Annotated in this window: 17 protein-coding genes; 7 read left to right on the top strand and 10 right to left on the bottom strand. The window is 71.0% G+C overall.

The window, feature by feature from the left end; all coding sequences use genetic code 11:
* The first annotated feature begins 91 nt into the window (after positions 1–91).
* Together AC3IYJ_RS34375 and AC3IYJ_RS34370 are read left to right on the top strand one after the other, a co-directional pair.
* The gene (locus tag AC3IYJ_RS34375) at positions 92–577 is read left to right on the top strand and encodes a Crp/Fnr family transcriptional regulator (protein ID WP_489398407.1); all 486 of its coding nucleotides are present in this window, start codon (positions 92–94) and stop codon (positions 575–577) included.
* 44 nt (positions 578–621) lie between these two features.
* Complete coding sequence (locus AC3IYJ_RS34370; RefSeq protein ID WP_489398406.1) at positions 622–1,308, top strand: response regulator; 687 nt, start codon at positions 622–624, stop codon at positions 1,306–1,308.
* A gap of 9 nt (positions 1,309–1,317) precedes the next feature.
* Here the strand turns inward: AC3IYJ_RS34370 and AC3IYJ_RS34365 are convergent, their stop codons facing one another.
* The 3 genes from AC3IYJ_RS34365 to AC3IYJ_RS34355 form a co-directional block, all read right to left on the bottom strand.
* The gene (locus AC3IYJ_RS34365; protein WP_489398405.1) at positions 1,318–3,033 is read right to left on the bottom strand and encodes a sensor histidine kinase; all 1,716 of its coding nucleotides are present in this window, start codon (positions 3,031–3,033) and stop codon (positions 1,318–1,320) included.
* A 168-nt stretch (positions 3,034–3,201) separates the two neighbouring features.
* Positions 3,202–4,065 (bottom strand): universal stress protein, encoded by an 864-nt coding sequence (locus AC3IYJ_RS34360; protein ID WP_489398404.1) that lies wholly within the window; start codon positions 4,063–4,065, stop codon positions 3,202–3,204.
* On the bottom strand, positions 4,062–4,970 hold the full coding sequence (locus AC3IYJ_RS34355; protein WP_489398403.1) for a universal stress protein: 909 nt from the start codon (positions 4,968–4,970) through the stop codon (positions 4,062–4,064). The genes AC3IYJ_RS34360 and AC3IYJ_RS34355 overlap by 4 nt, the downstream gene beginning before the upstream one ends.
* Positions 4,971–5,234: 264 nt before the next feature.
* On the opposite strand from AC3IYJ_RS34355, the gene AC3IYJ_RS34350 reads away from it, so the two are divergent.
* Together AC3IYJ_RS34350 and AC3IYJ_RS34345 are read left to right on the top strand one after the other, a co-directional pair.
* Positions 5,235–5,858, top strand: a complete 624-nt coding sequence (locus AC3IYJ_RS34350) for a CBS domain-containing protein (RefSeq protein ID WP_489398402.1) — start codon at positions 5,235–5,237, stop codon at positions 5,856–5,858.
* A gap of 159 nt (positions 5,859–6,017) precedes the next feature.
* Positions 6,018–6,887: a slipin family protein gene (locus AC3IYJ_RS34345; protein WP_489398401.1), complete on the top strand. Its 870-nt coding sequence runs from the start codon at positions 6,018–6,020 to the stop codon at positions 6,885–6,887.
* 420 nt (positions 6,888–7,307) lie between these two features.
* Here AC3IYJ_RS34345 and AC3IYJ_RS34340 read toward each other — a convergent pair whose 3' ends face one another.
* Positions 7,308–8,396: an alcohol dehydrogenase catalytic domain-containing protein gene (locus tag AC3IYJ_RS34340; RefSeq protein ID WP_489398400.1), complete on the bottom strand. Its 1,089-nt coding sequence runs from the start codon at positions 8,394–8,396 to the stop codon at positions 7,308–7,310.
* Positions 8,397–8,822: 426 nt separating this feature from the next.
* Between AC3IYJ_RS34340 and AC3IYJ_RS34335 the strand changes: the two genes are divergently transcribed.
* The gene (locus AC3IYJ_RS34335; protein WP_489398399.1) at positions 8,823–8,981 is read left to right on the top strand and encodes a BON domain-containing protein; all 159 of its coding nucleotides are present in this window, start codon (positions 8,823–8,825) and stop codon (positions 8,979–8,981) included.
* Between the two features lie 170 nt (positions 8,982–9,151).
* Positions 9,152–9,718 carry a DUF5994 family protein gene (locus AC3IYJ_RS34330; RefSeq protein ID WP_489398398.1) on the top strand — a complete coding sequence of 189 codons (567 nt, stop codon included), beginning with the start codon at positions 9,152–9,154 and terminating at the stop codon, positions 9,716–9,718.
* Between the two features lie 297 nt (positions 9,719–10,015).
* Here the strand turns inward: AC3IYJ_RS34330 and AC3IYJ_RS34325 are convergent, their stop codons facing one another.
* From AC3IYJ_RS34325 to AC3IYJ_RS34310, 4 genes are all read right to left on the bottom strand, one after another.
* Positions 10,016–11,125 carry an aryl-sulfate sulfotransferase gene (locus tag AC3IYJ_RS34325; RefSeq protein ID WP_489398397.1) on the bottom strand — a complete coding sequence of 370 codons (1,110 nt, stop codon included), beginning with the start codon at positions 11,123–11,125 and terminating at the stop codon, positions 10,016–10,018.
* Positions 11,126–11,189: 64 nt separating this feature from the next.
* Positions 11,190–12,200 carry an ABC transporter substrate-binding protein gene (locus tag AC3IYJ_RS34320; RefSeq protein ID WP_489398396.1) on the bottom strand — a complete coding sequence of 337 codons (1,011 nt, stop codon included), beginning with the start codon at positions 12,198–12,200 and terminating at the stop codon, positions 11,190–11,192.
* 67 nt (positions 12,201–12,267) lie between these two features.
* Positions 12,268–12,984 carry an ABC transporter ATP-binding protein gene (locus AC3IYJ_RS34315; RefSeq protein ID WP_489398395.1) on the bottom strand — a complete coding sequence of 239 codons (717 nt, stop codon included), beginning with the start codon at positions 12,982–12,984 and terminating at the stop codon, positions 12,268–12,270.
* The gene (locus AC3IYJ_RS34310) at positions 12,981–13,760 is read right to left on the bottom strand and encodes an ABC transporter permease (RefSeq protein WP_489398394.1); all 780 of its coding nucleotides are present in this window, start codon (positions 13,758–13,760) and stop codon (positions 12,981–12,983) included. The genes AC3IYJ_RS34315 and AC3IYJ_RS34310 overlap by 4 nt, the downstream gene beginning before the upstream one ends.
* A gap of 140 nt (positions 13,761–13,900) precedes the next feature.
* Between AC3IYJ_RS34310 and AC3IYJ_RS34305 the strand changes: the two genes are divergently transcribed.
* The gene (locus tag AC3IYJ_RS34305; RefSeq protein ID WP_489398393.1) at positions 13,901–14,470 is read left to right on the top strand and encodes a helix-turn-helix domain-containing protein; all 570 of its coding nucleotides are present in this window, start codon (positions 13,901–13,903) and stop codon (positions 14,468–14,470) included.
* 6 nt (positions 14,471–14,476) lie between these two features.
* Here the strand turns inward: AC3IYJ_RS34305 and AC3IYJ_RS34300 are convergent, their stop codons facing one another.
* Together AC3IYJ_RS34300 and AC3IYJ_RS34295 are read right to left on the bottom strand one after the other, a co-directional pair.
* A complete protein-coding gene (locus tag AC3IYJ_RS34300) occupies positions 14,477–15,031 on the bottom strand; it encodes a winged helix-turn-helix domain-containing protein (protein WP_489398392.1) in 555 nt (184 codons plus the stop codon).
* 220 nt (positions 15,032–15,251) lie between these two features.
* Complete coding sequence (locus AC3IYJ_RS34295) at positions 15,252–15,335, bottom strand: putative leader peptide (RefSeq protein ID WP_347878459.1); 84 nt, start codon at positions 15,333–15,335, stop codon at positions 15,252–15,254.
* Between the last annotated feature and the right edge of the window lie 255 nt (positions 15,336–15,590).

Raw genomic sequence — 15,590 nt, 5'->3', positions numbered from 1 at the left:
GGCCGCCCGGGTCCGGGAGGGTACCGAACGGCCCTTCCCGGGCCGACCGCCACCGGCGGAGAGTGGAAACGGACCCGAACGGAGAACCGCCATGAGCACCTCTTCCCCACACCGGCTCACCTCCTCCCCCAACCGCTTCGACCACGCCTTCTCCCCGGAGCAACGCGGCAGGCTGCTGACCCTCGCCCACGAGGCGGACTTCCCCGCCGGCGCGCGCCTGTACAACCAGGGCGGGCACACCAGCCACTTCTGGGTCATCCGGTCGGGGAACGTCGGCATGGACGTACACGTACCCGGCCGGCAGGCCGCGGTGGTCGAGACGGTCGGTCCCGGCGAGCTCGTCGGCTGGTCCTGGCTGTTCCACCCCTACACCTGGCACTTCGGCGCCGAGGCCACGACGCCCGTGCGCACCGACGAATTCGACGCCGCCGCCGTGCGCATGCTGATGGACACCGACCCCGCGCTCGCCTCCGCGATGTGGCAGTGGGTGGGCCAGGTGCTCGCCCACCGGCTCGTCTCCGCCCACATCCGGCTCCTCGACCTCTACGCGCCCCACGGCAGCGGAAGCCGCATCTGAGACAATTGGCCCGAGACGTATCCCGACCCGAGGGTGTGGCGTGGATGTCCGATGCACCATCTGCCCCGGTGCCCATCCGGGTGTTCCTCCTCGACGACCACGAGGTCGTCCGCCGGGGCCTGCACGACCTCCTGGACGCCGAGCCCGACATCGAGGTGGTCGGCGAGGCGGGCACGGCCGCCCAAGCGCTGGCCCGGGGGCCCGCGCTGCGGCCCGATGTCGCGGTGCTCGACGTACGGCTGCCCGACAGCGACGGGATCACCGTCTGCCGCGAGCTGCGCTCGCGCATGCCGGACCTCGCCTGCCTCATGCTGACGTCCTTCGACGACGAGGACGCCCTCCTCGACGCGATCATGGCCGGCGCCGCCGGGTACGTGCTGAAGCAGATCAAAGGATCCGACCTGGTCTCCGCCATCCGCACGGTGGCCACGGGCCAGTCGATGCTCGACCCGGCGACCACCGCGCGCCTGATGAGTTCGCTTCGGAACCCGACCTCGGGGAATCCGCCCGGAGACGATCGGCTGACGGTCCTCTCCGAACGCGAGCGCGCCGTACTCGAGCTCATCGGCGAGGGCCTCACCAACCGGCAGATCGGCAAACGCCTCTTCCTCTCCGAGAAGACGGTCAAGAACCACATCTCCCGGCTCCTCGCCAAACTGGGCGTCGAACGCCGCGTACAGGCCGCCGTCATCGCCGCCGAGGTCCGCGAGCACGACGAGACCGGCCGCTGAAGCCCGCGCTCAGGGGGGAGGACCGAGCGGGATCCGCCAGTCCAGACGGGTTCCGCCACCCTCGTGGCGCGGTGAGACGGACAATCGGCCCCCGCGGGCTTCAGCGCGCTCCGCGAGATTGCGCAGACCACTCCGACGGCCGCCGTCCGTGAAACCCACCCCGTCGTCACTCACCGTCACGTCCAGCGTGCCGTCCGACAGTACGATCCCGACCTCCACCCGCGCCGCCCGCGCGTGCCGGGCCACGTTGGTCAAGGCTTCCCCGAGCACGGCCATCACGTCGTCCGCGACCGGGGCCGGCACATCCGTGTCAATCAGGCCCTCCATACGCAGGGCGGGTGCGAAGCCCAGTACCGTCGCCGCCTCGCCCACGGCCCGCACCGCGCGGGCTCGGAGCCTCGGGGTGCTGCCCGCCGCCTCGTGGTCACGTAGTCCGAAGATGGTCGTACGGATGATCTTGATCGTCTCGTCCAGGTCGTCGATCGACCGGCTCAGCCGCTCCGACGCCTCGGGGTGCTCCACGAAGCGCCGGGCGCTCTGCAGGGTCATCCCGGTCGCGAAGAGCCGCTGGATCGCGAGATCGTGCAGGTCGCGGGCGATCCGGTCACGGTCTTCCAACAAGCTCACCTGCTCGCCGTCGCGGCGCCGGTCGGCCAGCTCGAGCGCCAGGGCTATCTGGCCCGCGAAGCCTGGTAGGGGCGCCACCTCGGCCCCGGCGAACGCCCGCCGGCCGGAACGCCTCGCCAGCATCAGCACGCCGCGCAGCTTCGCCCTGGTGCCCACCGTGACCGCCACAGCCGGCCCAAAGCCCGTCCAGGCATCCGGCTGGGCCATGATCCGGGCGTCGGTGGCCACGTCACCCACGGTGATCAGTCCGTCCTGGGCTTGGTCGAGTGCGGCCAGGATCCCCTCGCCCCCGGGCAGGACGATCCCGCGGTGTGCTTCGGCGCCCTCCCCCAGGGCCAGCGAACCGCGCAGCTCACCGCTGGGCCCCACCTGGTAGAAGACGCACATCTCGGCCGAGATGATGTCCCGGGCCCGCTCGAGCATGCCTTCCAGCACCTCGATCTCGGAGGAGCCCGACAGCAGCTCGCTGGTGAAGTCCGAGCCGGCCTCCAGCCAGCGCTCCCGGAGCCGGACCTCCTCGTACAAGCGGGCGTTGTCCACGGCGACACCGGCAGCGACCGCGAGGGTGGACAGGACTCCCTCGTCCTCCGCGTCGAAGCCCTTCCCGCCCCGCTTCTCCGTCAGGTAGAGATTGCCGAACACTTCACCCCGGACCCGTATCGGTACACCGAGGAAGGAACGCATCGGCGGATGGTGCTCCGGAAACCCGACGGAGGCCGCGTGCTCCGAGAGGTCTCCCAGGCGCAGGGGCCGCGGATGCCTGATCAGCTCGCCCAGCAGCCCGTGGCCAGTCGGCAGGGCCCCGATCCGCGCGCGGGCCTGGTCGCTGATGCCCACCGGGAGGAACTCCGCGAGCTTCTCGCCATCCCCCACCACGCCCAGCGCGCCGTACTCCGCGTCCACCAGGACGACCGCAGCCTCCACGATGCCGCGCAGCACCTGGGCCAGGTCCAGCTCCTGCCCCAGCGACATGACCGCCTCCAGCAGGCCCGTCAGCCGATCTCGGGTATCCCGCGCGTCAATGATCTCCGCCTGGAGCGCGTCCAGTCGCGGCTGCGGAATCCGGCTCGTCGGCGTATCGCGATCGTCCCCGACCATGGACACCTCCGCCGGCATCGAGGGGCCCTGCGCACCAGCCCGGCCTTCAGCGTAGTCCCCACTGCCCGCCGACCGGTCAGGGCCGACGCCCTGGGTGACGGGCCTGGGGGGCGAGCCGTGGCGGAATCCGGTCAGGCTGTTGCCCACGAGCGAGGGCTTGGAGCCCGTTCACTTGCCCGGGACAGTGACGAGTGGGCAGTGCGCACGGTGCAGCAGCCCGTGGACGACCGACCCGAGCCGGATGCCCGTGTAGCCGCCCCTGCCCCGCCGGCCCACGACCAGTGCCAAGGCATGCTCAGCTGCCTCGGCGAGGCACTCCACCGGGTGCCCGGTCAGTACCTCGTGGCTGAGCTTCACGTCCGGATACTCATGCGCCCAACCTGCGGCCGTCTCGGTCAGCATGCGGCGCTGGGCGCCGATGGCCGCCGTCGCGTTCTGGAAGGAGAAGACGGGTGGCTGCCATACCGAGATCGCGTGCAGCTCGCAGCCCCGGAGGCTGGCCTCCTGGAAGGCCAGGGCCATGGCCGTCTTCGACGCCTCGCTGCCGTCGACTGCGACGACAAGGTGGGGCGGGCCCTGGGGGACGCCCTCGGAGCCTCCCACCACGACGACCGGGCAGCGTGCCTGCGCGGTGACGGGCAGCACGACGGAGCAGCCACTGAAGATCTCCTCGGGCCGGGTCAGGTGCCGCGAACCGAGGACGACCATGCGCGCATGTCTGGACGTTCCGCAGAGCACTGGTGCTGGATGTCCGTCGCGCAGAACGGTCGCCAGTTCCGTACCGGGGTGGCGCTCACGCGCCCAGACCGCGGCCTCTTCCAGGGCCTCCGAGCTGGCCTGGCGTACGGCATTGTGCTGCGCGGTGTCGTCGACCATGTGCTCGGTGTCGTGGGGCGAGGGGACTGCCAGGACGAGACGGAGGCGTACATTGCGGCGGTGTGCCTCGTCGGCAGCCCAGGCGAGGGGCAGGAGCCACCTTCCGGTGGGGTCGATCCCCACCGCGATGTCCCGTCCTTCCGCGATGTCCGTCATGACGCGTCGCTCCCCTGCTCCTCGTCGTGCCGCGGAATGAGCTCCACGGGGCAGTGCGAGTGGTGCAGGAGACTGTGCGTGGTGCGTCCCAGGGTGGGTCCGAAGTACCCGGGTGATCGCCTACCTCCCATGACGAGCATGTCCGCGTGACGTGACGCCTCGACCAGGACCGAAGCCACCGACACGCTCTTCTCCGCGTCGGTGTTCACCGTCAACGCGGGGAACTCCTCGCGTACGCGGTCGGCGACGGACTTCAGACTTCGGACGTGGCGGCCGGCGAACTCGTCGACGTCATCGAGCATGCTGACGGCGGTTCCGGCGTACTGGAGTACGTTCCACACGGTCAGCAGCCGCAGCGTTGCCTTGCGCAGCTCCGCTTCGCGGGCGGCGCGTCGCGCGCATTCGAGGTCGTACTCGTCCCGGACCCCGGCCAGCACCACCCCGCTCTCGGCAAGGTCCTCGCCGCCGCGCACCACGATGACGGGGGTCGTCGCGGCTGCCACGACCCTCAGACCGACCGAACCGAGCCGCAGGGCCTCGAACCCGCCCAGACCTCGGTGACCGACCACGGTGGTGCCGTACTTCGCCCCCACTCGGTGCAGACCGAAGACGGGGTCCCTGCGGCTGTACTCCGTGGTGACGTGGAGGCCGGGGAACCGCTCCGAGACCGCGGCGGCCGTGACCTCCAACAGATCGCGACCCTCCGCGTGGACGCGTTCGATGATCTGAGCCGAGAGGTAGAAGACCCGGTCGGCAGTGTCGGCCGCGTAGAAGATGTGAAGGGTGCTGCTGCGTCGGGACGCCTCGGCGGCGGCCCAGAAGGCCGCTGTCAGTGCGGTGCTCGATCCGTCGACACCGACGACGACCGAGGCGAGGTCCGGACGGTGTCGGGTGGAGCCTTCCATGGCTTCTCCTCTGTCGAACAGCGTCGGGGATGCCTTCACACTGCCACCCCGACCTGCGCGAGGAATGGGCCGCAAGGGTCAGTCAAGGGACCGAAGGTCCCTTGCCCGCCGCACCGCCCCACCGGTCGTGCACCGCAGGGGACCGGTCAGGCCTGAGCGAGGACCGTTCGGCCCCTCGCACCGCGGGCGTACGGGGCGGATGGTGGCTGGTGAGGGCGCTGCGCACGATGCTCTCGCTGACCGAAGCCGACAGGAGGGCCACAGATGAAGCACGCCAAAGTCGGCTTCCTCATGACCGACGAGGTGGTCTCGGTCTCCGGGCGGACCCCGTCCGCGGACGTGGCCGCGCTGCTCGTCGAGCACGACATCAGCGGAGTGCCGGTCGTGGACGAGGACGAGCGCGTCCTCGGAGTCGTTTCGCGGACCGATCTGCTCACCCAAGACCACTTCACCGCTCAGGACTTGATGACCGCGCCGGCCGTCACGATCCACGCCGAACAGACCGTCACCGAGGCCGCCCGCCTCATCACCCGACGGGGCGTGACGCGGCTTCCGGTGATCGACGACGAGGACCGTCTGGTCGGCATCGTGACCCGCCGGGACCTGCTGCGCGTGTTCCTCCGCCCGGACCACGAGATACGCCGCGTGCTGGTCGAGGACGTGCTGGCGGACACCATGGGCATCGGCGCCGACTCCGTGATCGTGCGCGTCGTGGACGGGGTCGTCACCCTGACCGGCCGGCTGCCCAAGAGCAGCCAGATCCCCGTCGCGCTCCGGCTCGCCGGACAGCTGGACGGAGTGGTCGCGGTCATCGACCGGCTCACGGCCCACTCAGACGACATCCGCACCGCTCCACTCGGCCGCGGTACCGAGGACGCACCCCCCTGATCCAGGGTGTGGACCGTTCGGCCCCTGCCCGCCCCACCCGCGACGCGCGAGCATGGAAGGAGGCAGGCTCGCCGCCCCCGATCGCAGAGGCGCCGAGTCCTGCGGACGGACCCGGGTCATCCCCTTGCTCCGCCACCGCACTTCGTGAGGAGCACGTTCATGGAAGTCCTGATCTTCGCGCTGATCGCCGTGGCCGTGGTTGCCCTGATAGGGCTGCCGATGGCCCTGAAGATCGTCAAACAGTACGAGCAGGGCGTGCTGTTCCGCTTCGGCCGGCTCACCGGCACCCGTCCGCCGGGCCTGCGGGTGATCGTGCCGTTCGCGGACGTCCTGCACCGGGTGTCCCTGCGGATCGTCACGATGCCCATCCAGTCCCAGGGCATCATCACCCGCGACAACGTCAGCGTCGACGTCTCCGCGGTCGCCTACTTCCGCGTCGTCGACGCCGTGAAGTCGGTCATCGCCATCGAGAACGTGGGCGCGGCCATCAACCAGATCGCACAGACCACCCTGCGCAAGGTCGTCGGGCAGCACACCCTCGACGAAACCCTGTCGGAGACCGACCGCATCAACCTCGACATCCGCGAGATCCTCGACGTCACCACCGCAGAATGGGGCGTCCAGGTCACCCTGGTCGAACTCAAGGACATCCAACTGCCCGACAGCATGAAGCGCGCGATGGCCCGACAGGCCGAAGCCGAACGGGAGAAGAGGGCCAAGATCATCAACGCGGAGGGCGAATCGATGGCCGCCGCCGCACTCGGCGACGCCTCCGACACCATGATGGCCCACCCCCTCGCCCTGCAACTGCGCAACCTGCAGAGCCTCGTGGAGATCGGCGTCGACAAGAACACCACCGTGGTCTTCCCCGCACCGCTCATGAGCACCATCGGCGAACTCGGCGCCTTCCTCGCCCGCGAAACCTCCGCCGCCACCGCGGCCGCCGGCGTCCAGGCACCGCCGATCGCGGACCTCGCCGCCAAGATCCCCGCCCCGCCCCAGCCCAACGGAGCTGCGAAGAGCGTGTAGCCGACAGTCGGCACCGCTGTACGGAGGATGTTGCCTCCGTACAGCGGTGCCGACTTTCCGCAGGACCTTCATTGAGCCACGGCGAGTCCGATACCGATCCGCCGGGCCCAAGTCCAGGCGGGCTCGGGACTGTGGAAGGGCGCGTTCCTTCCTTCTCCCTCAGTACGGCAGGACCCGTCCCGACGGTGTGCGCAGGTCGAGGGGCGTGGGACGGCGCGGCCGTGGGTGCCGGGGTGCCGAGATCTGGATCCGAGGCATGGTGGATCACCTCTTCGAGAGCAGGGCCGGAAGGGCTCCGCACTTCACAGTCCCCCCGTGGAGTGTCCGCGGGGGAGGGCCAAAGCGGACAGGCCCGGGGGCCGACCGGCCCCACCCACCGACCCCGACGACGTGACGCCGCAGAGATCCATCAGACACCCCCTAGGCCCGCCGGACCCGCGACGGGTTCGATACGACCAGGTCGTCGTGGCGCGTGCCACCCAGTACGACCTTCAGGGCGCCGGTCTCGCCGGCGCGGGAGAACACCTCGTACGCCTCTTCCATCCGTCCCAGCTCGAAACGATGGGTGATCAGCGACGAGGTCGGCAGCCGGCCGGCCGCCAGCATGCGCAGCAGCATCGGCGTGGAGGAGCTGTCCACGAGCCCGGTGGTGATGGTGACGTCCTTGATCCACAGGTCTTCGAGGTGCAGGGTCGCGGGCTTGCCGTGGACGCCGATGTTCGCGATCCGGCCGCCCGGGCGGACCATGCGGGTGCACATCTCGAAGGCCTCCGGCATGCCGACGGCCTCCATGACGACGTCCGCGCCCAGACCGTCGGTCAGGTCGCCCACGAGCATTTCCGGTTCCTCGGCGGCGTTCACGACCGCGTCCGCCCCCAGCTCGTGTGCCCTCGCCAGCCGGGACGGCGCGAGGTCCACGGCGATGACACGGGCCGGCGAGTAGAGCCGCGCCGTGGCGATGGCCGCGAGTCCGACGGGTCCGGCGCCGACCACGACGACGGTGTCCCCGGGCCGCACGTTGCCGTTCAGCACTCCCACCTCGTAGGAGGTGGGGAAGATGTCCGCAAGCAGGACGGCGTCGGCGCTGTCGACCGCGCTCGGCAGCGGGTGCACGGAAAGGTCGGCGAACGGTACACGGACGTATTCGGCCTGGGTGCCGTCGATGGTGTGGCCGAGCACCCAGCCGCCGCCCCCGCGGCACTGTCCGTAGCGGCTCTCACGGCAGAACCGGCACCGGCCACACGAGGAAATGCAGGAGACCAGCACCCGGTCACCGGGCCGCACCGAGCGGACGTCACCGCCGCTCTCCACCACCGTGCCCACGGCCTCGTGCCCGAGCACGCGCCCCGGAACCACCTCCGGCAGGTCACCCTTGACGATGTGCAGGTCCGTACCGCAGATGCTCACGACGTCGACGCGCACGATCACATCGCCCGGGTCCTTGATGCTCGGGTCCGGCACGTCCTGCCAAGCGGTGCGCCCCGGCTCCTGGAAGACGAGTGCCTTCATGACGCCACCTCTCTCTGTGTCTTCCGTGCTTCTGCAAAGGTCACCTCATGCTGTCGCCGCCTCTCGCGTTCCGGACAGGGCCGGACGGGCCCGCACCGGGGCCTGACAGGCCTGTCCGGCCCTTGCCTTGGAGGTGTGATGGTGGGAAAGCGGTGCCTCCTCCGCCTGGAGGACGGCCGCCACCCTCCAGGCCGGCCCGGAGACCCCCGCCGTCACCGTTCCGCCCGACACCACCCTCCCCCAGGCGGCCCGGCTCATGGCGGAACGGCACATCAAACGACTGCTGGTCGTCAACCCGGCCGGCACCCTCCAGGGCATCGTCAGCCGCACCGACCTCCTCAAGGTGTTCCTCCGGCCGGACAGTGAACTGGCGGACGAGGTCCGGCGCGAGGTGTCGGCCGGCTGTTCCCGCTCGCACAACACAGAGTGCGGGTCGATGTCCGCCACGGTGTGGTCACCCTTACCGGCGGCATCCTCGACGCCTCGCGCATTCCCATGGCATCACGGCTCGCACGCGCCGTGGAAGGCGTGGTCGACGTCAACCGCGCCCTGACCGCGTCGGCCACGCAGACAGTCGGAGCATGAACCTCCTCCTCAGCCGAAATACCTGGTCAGAACCCCTCTTGATCTCCGCACCGGAGTACGGTGGAGGTACCGGGAGTATTTCGCGCACCGGATGCAACTCAGGTGTCATTTCCGGCGATCAATACGCCGGGCCGTCGGACTGCAGGCGGCCCGGGGACAGGTCTCCCACCATGACCGCCACCCTGGAACGCACCACGCTCCCCGCACCTCTTCGCCCCCCTCGTCTCGTGCTCACGCCGAAGACTCCCCTCGGCGGCCAGCTGGACGGCGCCTGGTGGCCCCGTTCCCGTGACCTGGAAGCCGAACTCCCGCTTCTTGTCGCCGCCTTGAACGGGACGTGGGGGCGCATCACCCGCGTCACCGTGAACCCCGACCGGTGGCCCGTCATCCCGCACACGGTTCCCGTGGACGGGCGCACCCTGCACGTCGGCTGGTTCACCGAACAGGACCCCGACAAGCTGATCCTGCTCTCCTACACCGTCGGCCGCTGGGACCTCCTCGTCGTGCCACCCCACACCGCGCCGGCCGCCGCCGCCCGCCTCATGGCGGCCGCCTCTGTCCCCGGCAGCGTCCTGACCGCCGGCGCGCTGATCGCCGCCGAAGCCGTTATCGGCAGACGGCCGGATGTCCGGAACCGAGAGGACGCCTGGGAAAGTGAAGGCGGAGCGTGCATGTCTCCCATGGGGGTCCCTGCCAGGCAACCGGTCGGCCCGCTGTCCGCAGGGGCCTGGTGGTGAGCCCCGTGAAGACCCTCATCCGCGGGCGCCTCCGATACGGAGTCCTCCGCCGGGACAACCACACCTGCCGATACTGCGGCGCCACCGCGCCCGACGTCCCGCTGCGCGTCGACCATGTCACCCCCGTTGCGCTCGGCGGCGCCGACACCCCGACAACGTCGCTGCCGACACCGTCCGTTGGGCCGCCGCTATGCAGCAGGCCGAGTCCGCAGCTGTCGCGCGCCCGCAGATCAGCATCAGTTCCAGGTCAAGGGCGGTCGCGGCAGCCTACAGCGATTCGCATGTTCCGGTCAGCTCTCACAGCCAGGGGAACCGGTCGGCGGAGTAGCGGTAGGCACGGAAGACGGAGTTCTGGGCGCCGGCCGAGGACTCCAGGCCGACCCCGTCTCCGAAGGACCGGAACTGCGGGACCACGAACTCCCAGACCACGTCCCCGCCGGAGGTCACCTCGAAGAGGCGGCCGAAGGAGCCCTCGGCTACGAAGGTGTTCCCGTTCGGCAGGCGCTGGGCGCTGGACATGTACGGGCTGTAGAAGTTCTGCGGCGGATTGTCCTCGTAGGACCACACCTCCTTGCCGGTGCGCGGGTCCAGCTCCAGCACCCGCGAGTACGGCACTGAGGTCGTGTCGCGGTAGGTGCCGTTGTCGAAGACCAGGATGTTGCCGCCGGCCAGCTCGTGCGGATGGTGCTGCTGGGCCAGCACGTCGGGGCCGAAGCGCCAGAGGACCGACCCGTCGGCGCGGTCCACGGCCACTGCGGTGGACGCGCTGCGGAAGCCGATCACGATCGAGCCGTCGGCGGTCTCGTTGACGGTGTTCGCCATCGGCCAGTGCTCGCGGGCGAAGTGCGGGTTGAGCGGGAACTCCTCGGGGTCGAGGTGCTCGATGGCGGCCCAGCGCCACACCTCCTCCCCGTCCCAGGTCAGTTCGTAGACCACGTCCCCGTAGATGACCCCGCCCGGGGCTTCGGAGCCGGGTATGCCGCCCCGGATGCGGGCGGCGTCGGCCGGGTTCAGGGGTTCGACGACGGTGATGACGAGGTTGCCGTTGCGCAGCACCGAGGCGTCGTGGTGGTGGAAGGGGTGCCGGACCTCGCGCAGGACCGTGGAGTCGGGGGCCAGTTCCTGGAAGATGCCGCCGTGGTAGACGTCCCAGATGGGGAAGAGGGTCGGGCTGCTGGTGTCCTTGGCCGCGTAGAAGAGGTTCCCGTTCGGGAGCAGCTGGGCCTGACGGCCGGGCGGGTGCGGGGAGTTCCAGGTGTGGACGGGCCGGCCCTCGATGTCGACGAGGTGGATCTCGCCGGCGCTGGTGATGGGCGTGTAGAGGGTGAGGCCGCCGTAACTGCGGTCGGGGTCGTGGGCGATCAGGCCGACGCCGCGGCGGCGCAGGGTGTTCTGGTCGACGGTCATGAGGGTCTCCTGTGTGGGATGTGGTTCAGGGGTGTGGTTCAGCCGCGTTGTTCAGCGGTGTCGTTCAGCGGACGGTGACCGCGGCCGGGTCCACGGCCGTCAGGGGCTCGGGGTTCAGGTACCGCAGCAGCGCGGCCCGGTCGGCGGAGCCCGGCAGGCCCTGGGCGGCCTTCGCCCAGGCGGCCTCCTGCTCCAGCTGGGTCAGCAGTTCGGGCGAGAGGGTAGCGCCGTAGCCGTAGCGGGGCTGGAAGGCGTCCACGTAGCCGGCCTGGAGCGCGCCCTTGGACTGGGCGAGTACGGCCTTGCGCGCACCGGGCGGGTCGGCGGCGATCTCGCGCTGGGCGTTCAGCAGTGCCCGGAGCACGGCGGAGGTGGTCTTCTCGGTCGCCTTGGAACCCGCGACGAGCAGGGTCCGGGCCGTGTAACCGGTGAAGGGGAGCTCGGCGTAGCGCTCACCCAGGGTGGTGCGGGCGGAGTCGTAGAAGCTCGGGAAGGTGACCCCGGCGTCGATGTCGCCACGGGCCAGTGCCGGAGTGACCTGGTTCGGGGCGAGGTTGACCACGGTGACGTCCGCCGCCGTCAGATGCGCCGAGTCGAGCATCCGCGAGAGGGCGTACTCGACGTTCGTGCCCTGCGGGACGCCGACCTTACGGCCCTTGAGCGCGGCGAAGCCGGTGATCTGCCGGTCGGTACGGGTCAGCAGGCGCCAGTCGTCGAACCGGGAGAGGTCGGCGACGATCCGCAGCTCGCACCCGCCCAGTGCGGCCGTGACCGCGGGCAGGTCGCCCACGACGCCGAGCTGCGCCTGACCTCCGAGCACGGCGTTGAGCGCGTCCCGGCCGGTGGGCTGGGTGGTCAGGGTGACGTCGACTCCCTCGGCGGACCACAGCCCGCGTTCCTGCGCCACGTAGACGGGTGCCCCGCCGAGGTGGTCGCTGGCACTGACGGAGACGGCGGGGAGGCTGCCGCCCGCGTGGCCGGAGCCCGAGGCTGAGCCTGAGCCGCAGGCCGAGGTGAGCGCGCAGAGCAGGGCCGCCATCAGCAGGGCGGCGGCCTTGGCGCGGGGTCCGGGCATCGAGGAGTCCTTTCGGGACGGGAAGGAAGTCGGGGGGAGGGAGAGCTGGGGACAGGAGGTCCCGGCTTCAGTCGGTGCCGAGGTGGCGTGCGATCAGTGCGCGCCGGCCCGGGTCGGGCGGCCCGGTGGGGACGGCGTGGTCGGCCAGCACCCGCCCGGGAGTTCCGCCGAGGACGACGACCCGTTCGGCGAGGCCCAGCGCCTCGTCGATGTCGTGCGTGACGAACAGGACGGTGGTGCCGCGGCGCTGCCACAGCTCCCGCAGCAAGGTCTGCATGCGAGTCCGGGTCAGTGCGTCCAGCGCTCCGAACGGCTCGTCCATCAGGAGCACTTCGGGCTCGGCGGCCAGTGCGCGGGCCAGGGCCACGCGCTGCTGCATGCCGCCGGACAACTGCGCCGGGTACTTCTCGGCGCCGTCCGCGAGCCCCACCTCGGCCAGTGCCGCGAGGGCGCGGCGCCGGCGCTCCGGACGCGGCAGGCCGAGCCGCTTCAGGGCGAATTCGACGTTGCCCCGTGCGGTGCGCCAGGGGAAGAGCGCGTAGTGCTGGAAGACCACGCCCCGCTCCGGGCCCGGTCCGCGCACCGGAGCGGAACCGGCCGTGACCCGCCCTTCGGTGGGCCGCACGAACCCGGCCACCAGGTTGAGGATCGTGGACTTGCCGCAGCCGCTGGGCCCGAGCAGCGCCGTGAAGGACCCCGCCGGGAGCTCCAGGTCCGTGTGCTCCAGCACGGGGGCGGTCCCGTAGCGGACCGACAGGCCCTCCAGTCGTACCCCGAGGCTCATGAGGCGCTCCAGTGCACGAACCGGCGGCCGATCGCGGCCAGTACGAGGTCGACGGCGACGCCGAGCAGCCCGAGGACGAGCAGCCCCGCGAACATCCGGTCCACCCGCAGGAACTGGCCGTCCACCTGGAGCCGGTACGCCAGCCCGCTGTCCGCCCCGCCCAGTTCCGCCGCCACCAGGGCGAGCAGGGCGACCGAGGCCCCGTAGCGCAGTGCGGCGAGCAGGGCGGGTGCGGCGGCGGGCAGCAGCACCTCGGTGAACCGGCGGTGCAGCGGAGCCCCCAGCGAGCGGGCCGCCCGCAGGTGGGACACGGGCACCCGGGACACCCCGTCGTGCACGTACAGCCAGACGGCGAGCAGCACGGCGTAGGCGATGAGCAGGCGCTTGGCGGTCTCCCCGATGCCGAACCAGGCTGTCGCCAGCGGCACCAGCGCGATGGCCGGGATCGGGCGCAGGAAGGAGACGACCGGGGTGACGGCGGCGGAGAGCCTCGGCAGGTAGCCGGTGGCGAAGCCCAGCGCGCTGCCGACGAGGGCGCCCAGCGCGAAGCCCTGCCCCGCGCGGGTCAGGCTGGCGCCGAGGTCGGCGGCCAGGATGCCGCTGCGGGCGCTGTCCGCGAGCGCTGCCAGGGTTTCGGCGGGCGTGGGCAGGAGCCCCGGGGCCACCGCGCCGGACCGGGCGAGCAGGTACCAGAGCGCGAGCACGGCACCTGCCGCGCCCGTTGCCGGGCCGAGCCGGCGCAGGGCCCGGCCGGGCGGTGAGGGGGTGGCGTGCACGGGGCGGCTCCTCGTTCGGTTCCACAGTCGGTGATAAGTGAGGTCAATAATTGACCACGCTTATGACGGCTGTGTTGCAGCAGTGCGAAACCTCGCCGGGGCCCCCGGCCCTTGATCGGTGATGAGGTACGTTCGCCTGCGTGTCTCGACCCGAACCCACGCCCGAGGCGGTCGAGGTCGGACGGGTGATCCGGAGCTGCCGAAAACAGCGCGGCGTCTCCATGGCCGTCCTCGCCGCCCGCTCAGGCCTCTCCCAGCCCTTCCTCAGCCAGCTCGAACGCGGCCTCGCCACGCCCAGCCTCAGCTCGATCTACCGGATCGCGGAAGCACTGGACGTCACCCCGGGCACCTTCCTGCGCCCGCCGGAGCGACCGGGCGCGGTCAGCCACGAGAGCGACCCGCAGGTGATCCGCGTGACCGAGGCCACGGGGCAGACCGCCCAGGTGCTCATCCCCGGCGGTCGCAGCGCGCTGATGGAGGCCTACGAGCACCACTTCGAGCCCGGCCAGGGCGAGCGCGGCTGGTTCGAGCACCCCGGCGAGGACTTCCTCTACGTACTGGAGGGCGAGATCCTCCTCGAGCTCCAGGGCGAGGAACCACTGACCCTGCGCGCCGGCCAGAGCGCCCACCACCGGGGCGAAGTCCCGCACCGCTGCCGCCTGACGGGTCCGGCCGCCGCCCGCACCCTGCTGGTCATCTCGAACGCGTAGCGCTGCTCACCGGTGGTCGGGCACGTACCGGTAGCCGACGCGGCGCACGGTGGAGATGCGGTCCCGATAGGCGGGGCCGAGCTTGCGGCGCAGCCGGGCCACGTGGACGTCGACGGTGCGGCCGTCGCCAATGCGCCCGTAGCCCCAGATGTCCGAGATGAGGGCATCGCGCGAGTGAACCGTGTACGGGTGGGACACGAGGTGGGCCAGGAGGTCGAACTCCATGTAGGTGAGCTCCAGTTCGCGCCCGTCGACCACGACCAGCCGTCGCGCCGGATCGACCCGGATGCCGTCGTCGGACCGGACGGGATCGGGGTGGGGGTGCGGGTCGGGCCGGGTGGCCGGTGCCGGCCCGGGAGCCGGAAGCGCCCCGGGCTCCGGGAGCACGCCGTGCGCCTTCATCAACGCCACCGGGTCCACGTCGGCCGGCAGGAACACCAGGTATCCGACGCGGCCGCCGCCGATCCCACCGACGGGGACGCCCTGCGGGTGGTCGCCGACGAGCTGCAGGCGGGGGCCGGGGTCGCGGCGGTTGGCGGCTGCGGGAACTGCGGTGGTCATGATGGGCCCCTTCGGCTTCTCGGAGTGAGGTGCGGATGCCGGGTGTTCGGCCACGACGGGGCGGGGGGCTCCGTGACGGACACGACCGCGAAGGCCGGTGCGCCGCACGCCGAACGGACCCGGGCGGCCCAGGGGCCGGGGGCACGAGGAGAGCGTGGGGTACGGAGGGGAACGGCGGCCGGAACACCGGCACGCGACGAGGAAATGCCCTGCCCGAGACCTAAAGGGGTCGGCAGACGGCGCTGGCAACGCGACGGAAGTCAACGTGCCTGCGGCGTACGAGCAACGGCTGCGACGGGGACATGGGCACATCGTGAGGTGCGCGGCGGGCACGCGTCAACAGTTCCCTACTAATTACATAGGAAAAGATTCTCGGGGAACTCGCCGAGCGCAAGGACCCCTTGACGGAGGATCCTGCCGCCGCGCGAGGTCTCGAGTCGGACCGGCAGGCCCCCTCAGGCCTGCACCGTCTCTCATTTTGAGACCGCCCGGTCCACGATGCGGTCACACTCTTGCCGGATGGGCACTTCCGGGCAAGTATTCCTATCAATCCGATGGG

The organism is Streptomyces sp. GL_140, from assembly GCF_057834465.1.
This window is presented reverse-complemented; position numbering and strand designations above follow the sequence as displayed.

What these genes read in the sequence shown, in the direction of transcription:
- AC3IYJ_RS34340 (WP_489398400.1), bottom strand. Translation starts at nt 8,396, where the DNA reads ATGAAGGCACTCGTCTTCCAGGAGCCGGGGCGCACCGCTTGGCAGGAC.
- AC3IYJ_RS34375 (WP_489398407.1), top strand. Translation starts at nt 92, where the DNA reads ATGAGCACCTCTTCCCCACACCGGCTCACCTCCTCCCCCAACCGCTTC.
- AC3IYJ_RS34370 (WP_489398406.1), top strand. Translation starts at nt 622, where the DNA reads ATGTCCGATGCACCATCTGCCCCGGTGCCCATCCGGGTGTTCCTCCTC.
- AC3IYJ_RS34365 (WP_489398405.1), bottom strand. Translation starts at nt 3,033, where the DNA reads ATGGTCGGGGACGATCGCGATACGCCGACGAGCCGGATTCCGCAGCCG.
- AC3IYJ_RS34295 (WP_347878459.1), bottom strand. Translation starts at nt 15,335, where the DNA reads ATGTCCCCGTCGCAGCCGTTGCTCGTACGCCGCAGGCACGTTGACTTC.
- AC3IYJ_RS34315 (WP_489398395.1), bottom strand. Translation starts at nt 12,984, where the DNA reads ATGAGCCTCGGGGTACGACTGGAGGGCCTGTCGGTCCGCTACGGGACC.
- AC3IYJ_RS34355 (WP_489398403.1), bottom strand. Translation starts at nt 4,970, where the DNA reads ATGGAAGGCTCCACCCGACACCGTCCGGACCTCGCCTCGGTCGTCGTC.
- AC3IYJ_RS34345 (WP_489398401.1), top strand. Translation starts at nt 6,018, where the DNA reads ATGGAAGTCCTGATCTTCGCGCTGATCGCCGTGGCCGTGGTTGCCCTG.
- AC3IYJ_RS34325 (WP_489398397.1), bottom strand. Translation starts at nt 11,125, where the DNA reads ATGACCGTCGACCAGAACACCCTGCGCCGCCGCGGCGTCGGCCTGATC.
- AC3IYJ_RS34360 (WP_489398404.1), bottom strand. Translation starts at nt 4,065, where the DNA reads ATGACGGACATCGCGGAAGGACGGGACATCGCGGTGGGGATCGACCCC.
- AC3IYJ_RS34350 (WP_489398402.1), top strand. Translation starts at nt 5,235, where the DNA reads ATGAAGCACGCCAAAGTCGGCTTCCTCATGACCGACGAGGTGGTCTCG.
- AC3IYJ_RS34300 (WP_489398392.1), bottom strand. Translation starts at nt 15,031, where the DNA reads ATGACCACCGCAGTTCCCGCAGCCGCCAACCGCCGCGACCCCGGCCCC.
- AC3IYJ_RS34330 (WP_489398398.1), top strand. Translation starts at nt 9,152, where the DNA reads ATGACCGCCACCCTGGAACGCACCACGCTCCCCGCACCTCTTCGCCCC.
- AC3IYJ_RS34320 (WP_489398396.1), bottom strand. Translation starts at nt 12,200, where the DNA reads ATGCCCGGACCCCGCGCCAAGGCCGCCGCCCTGCTGATGGCGGCCCTG.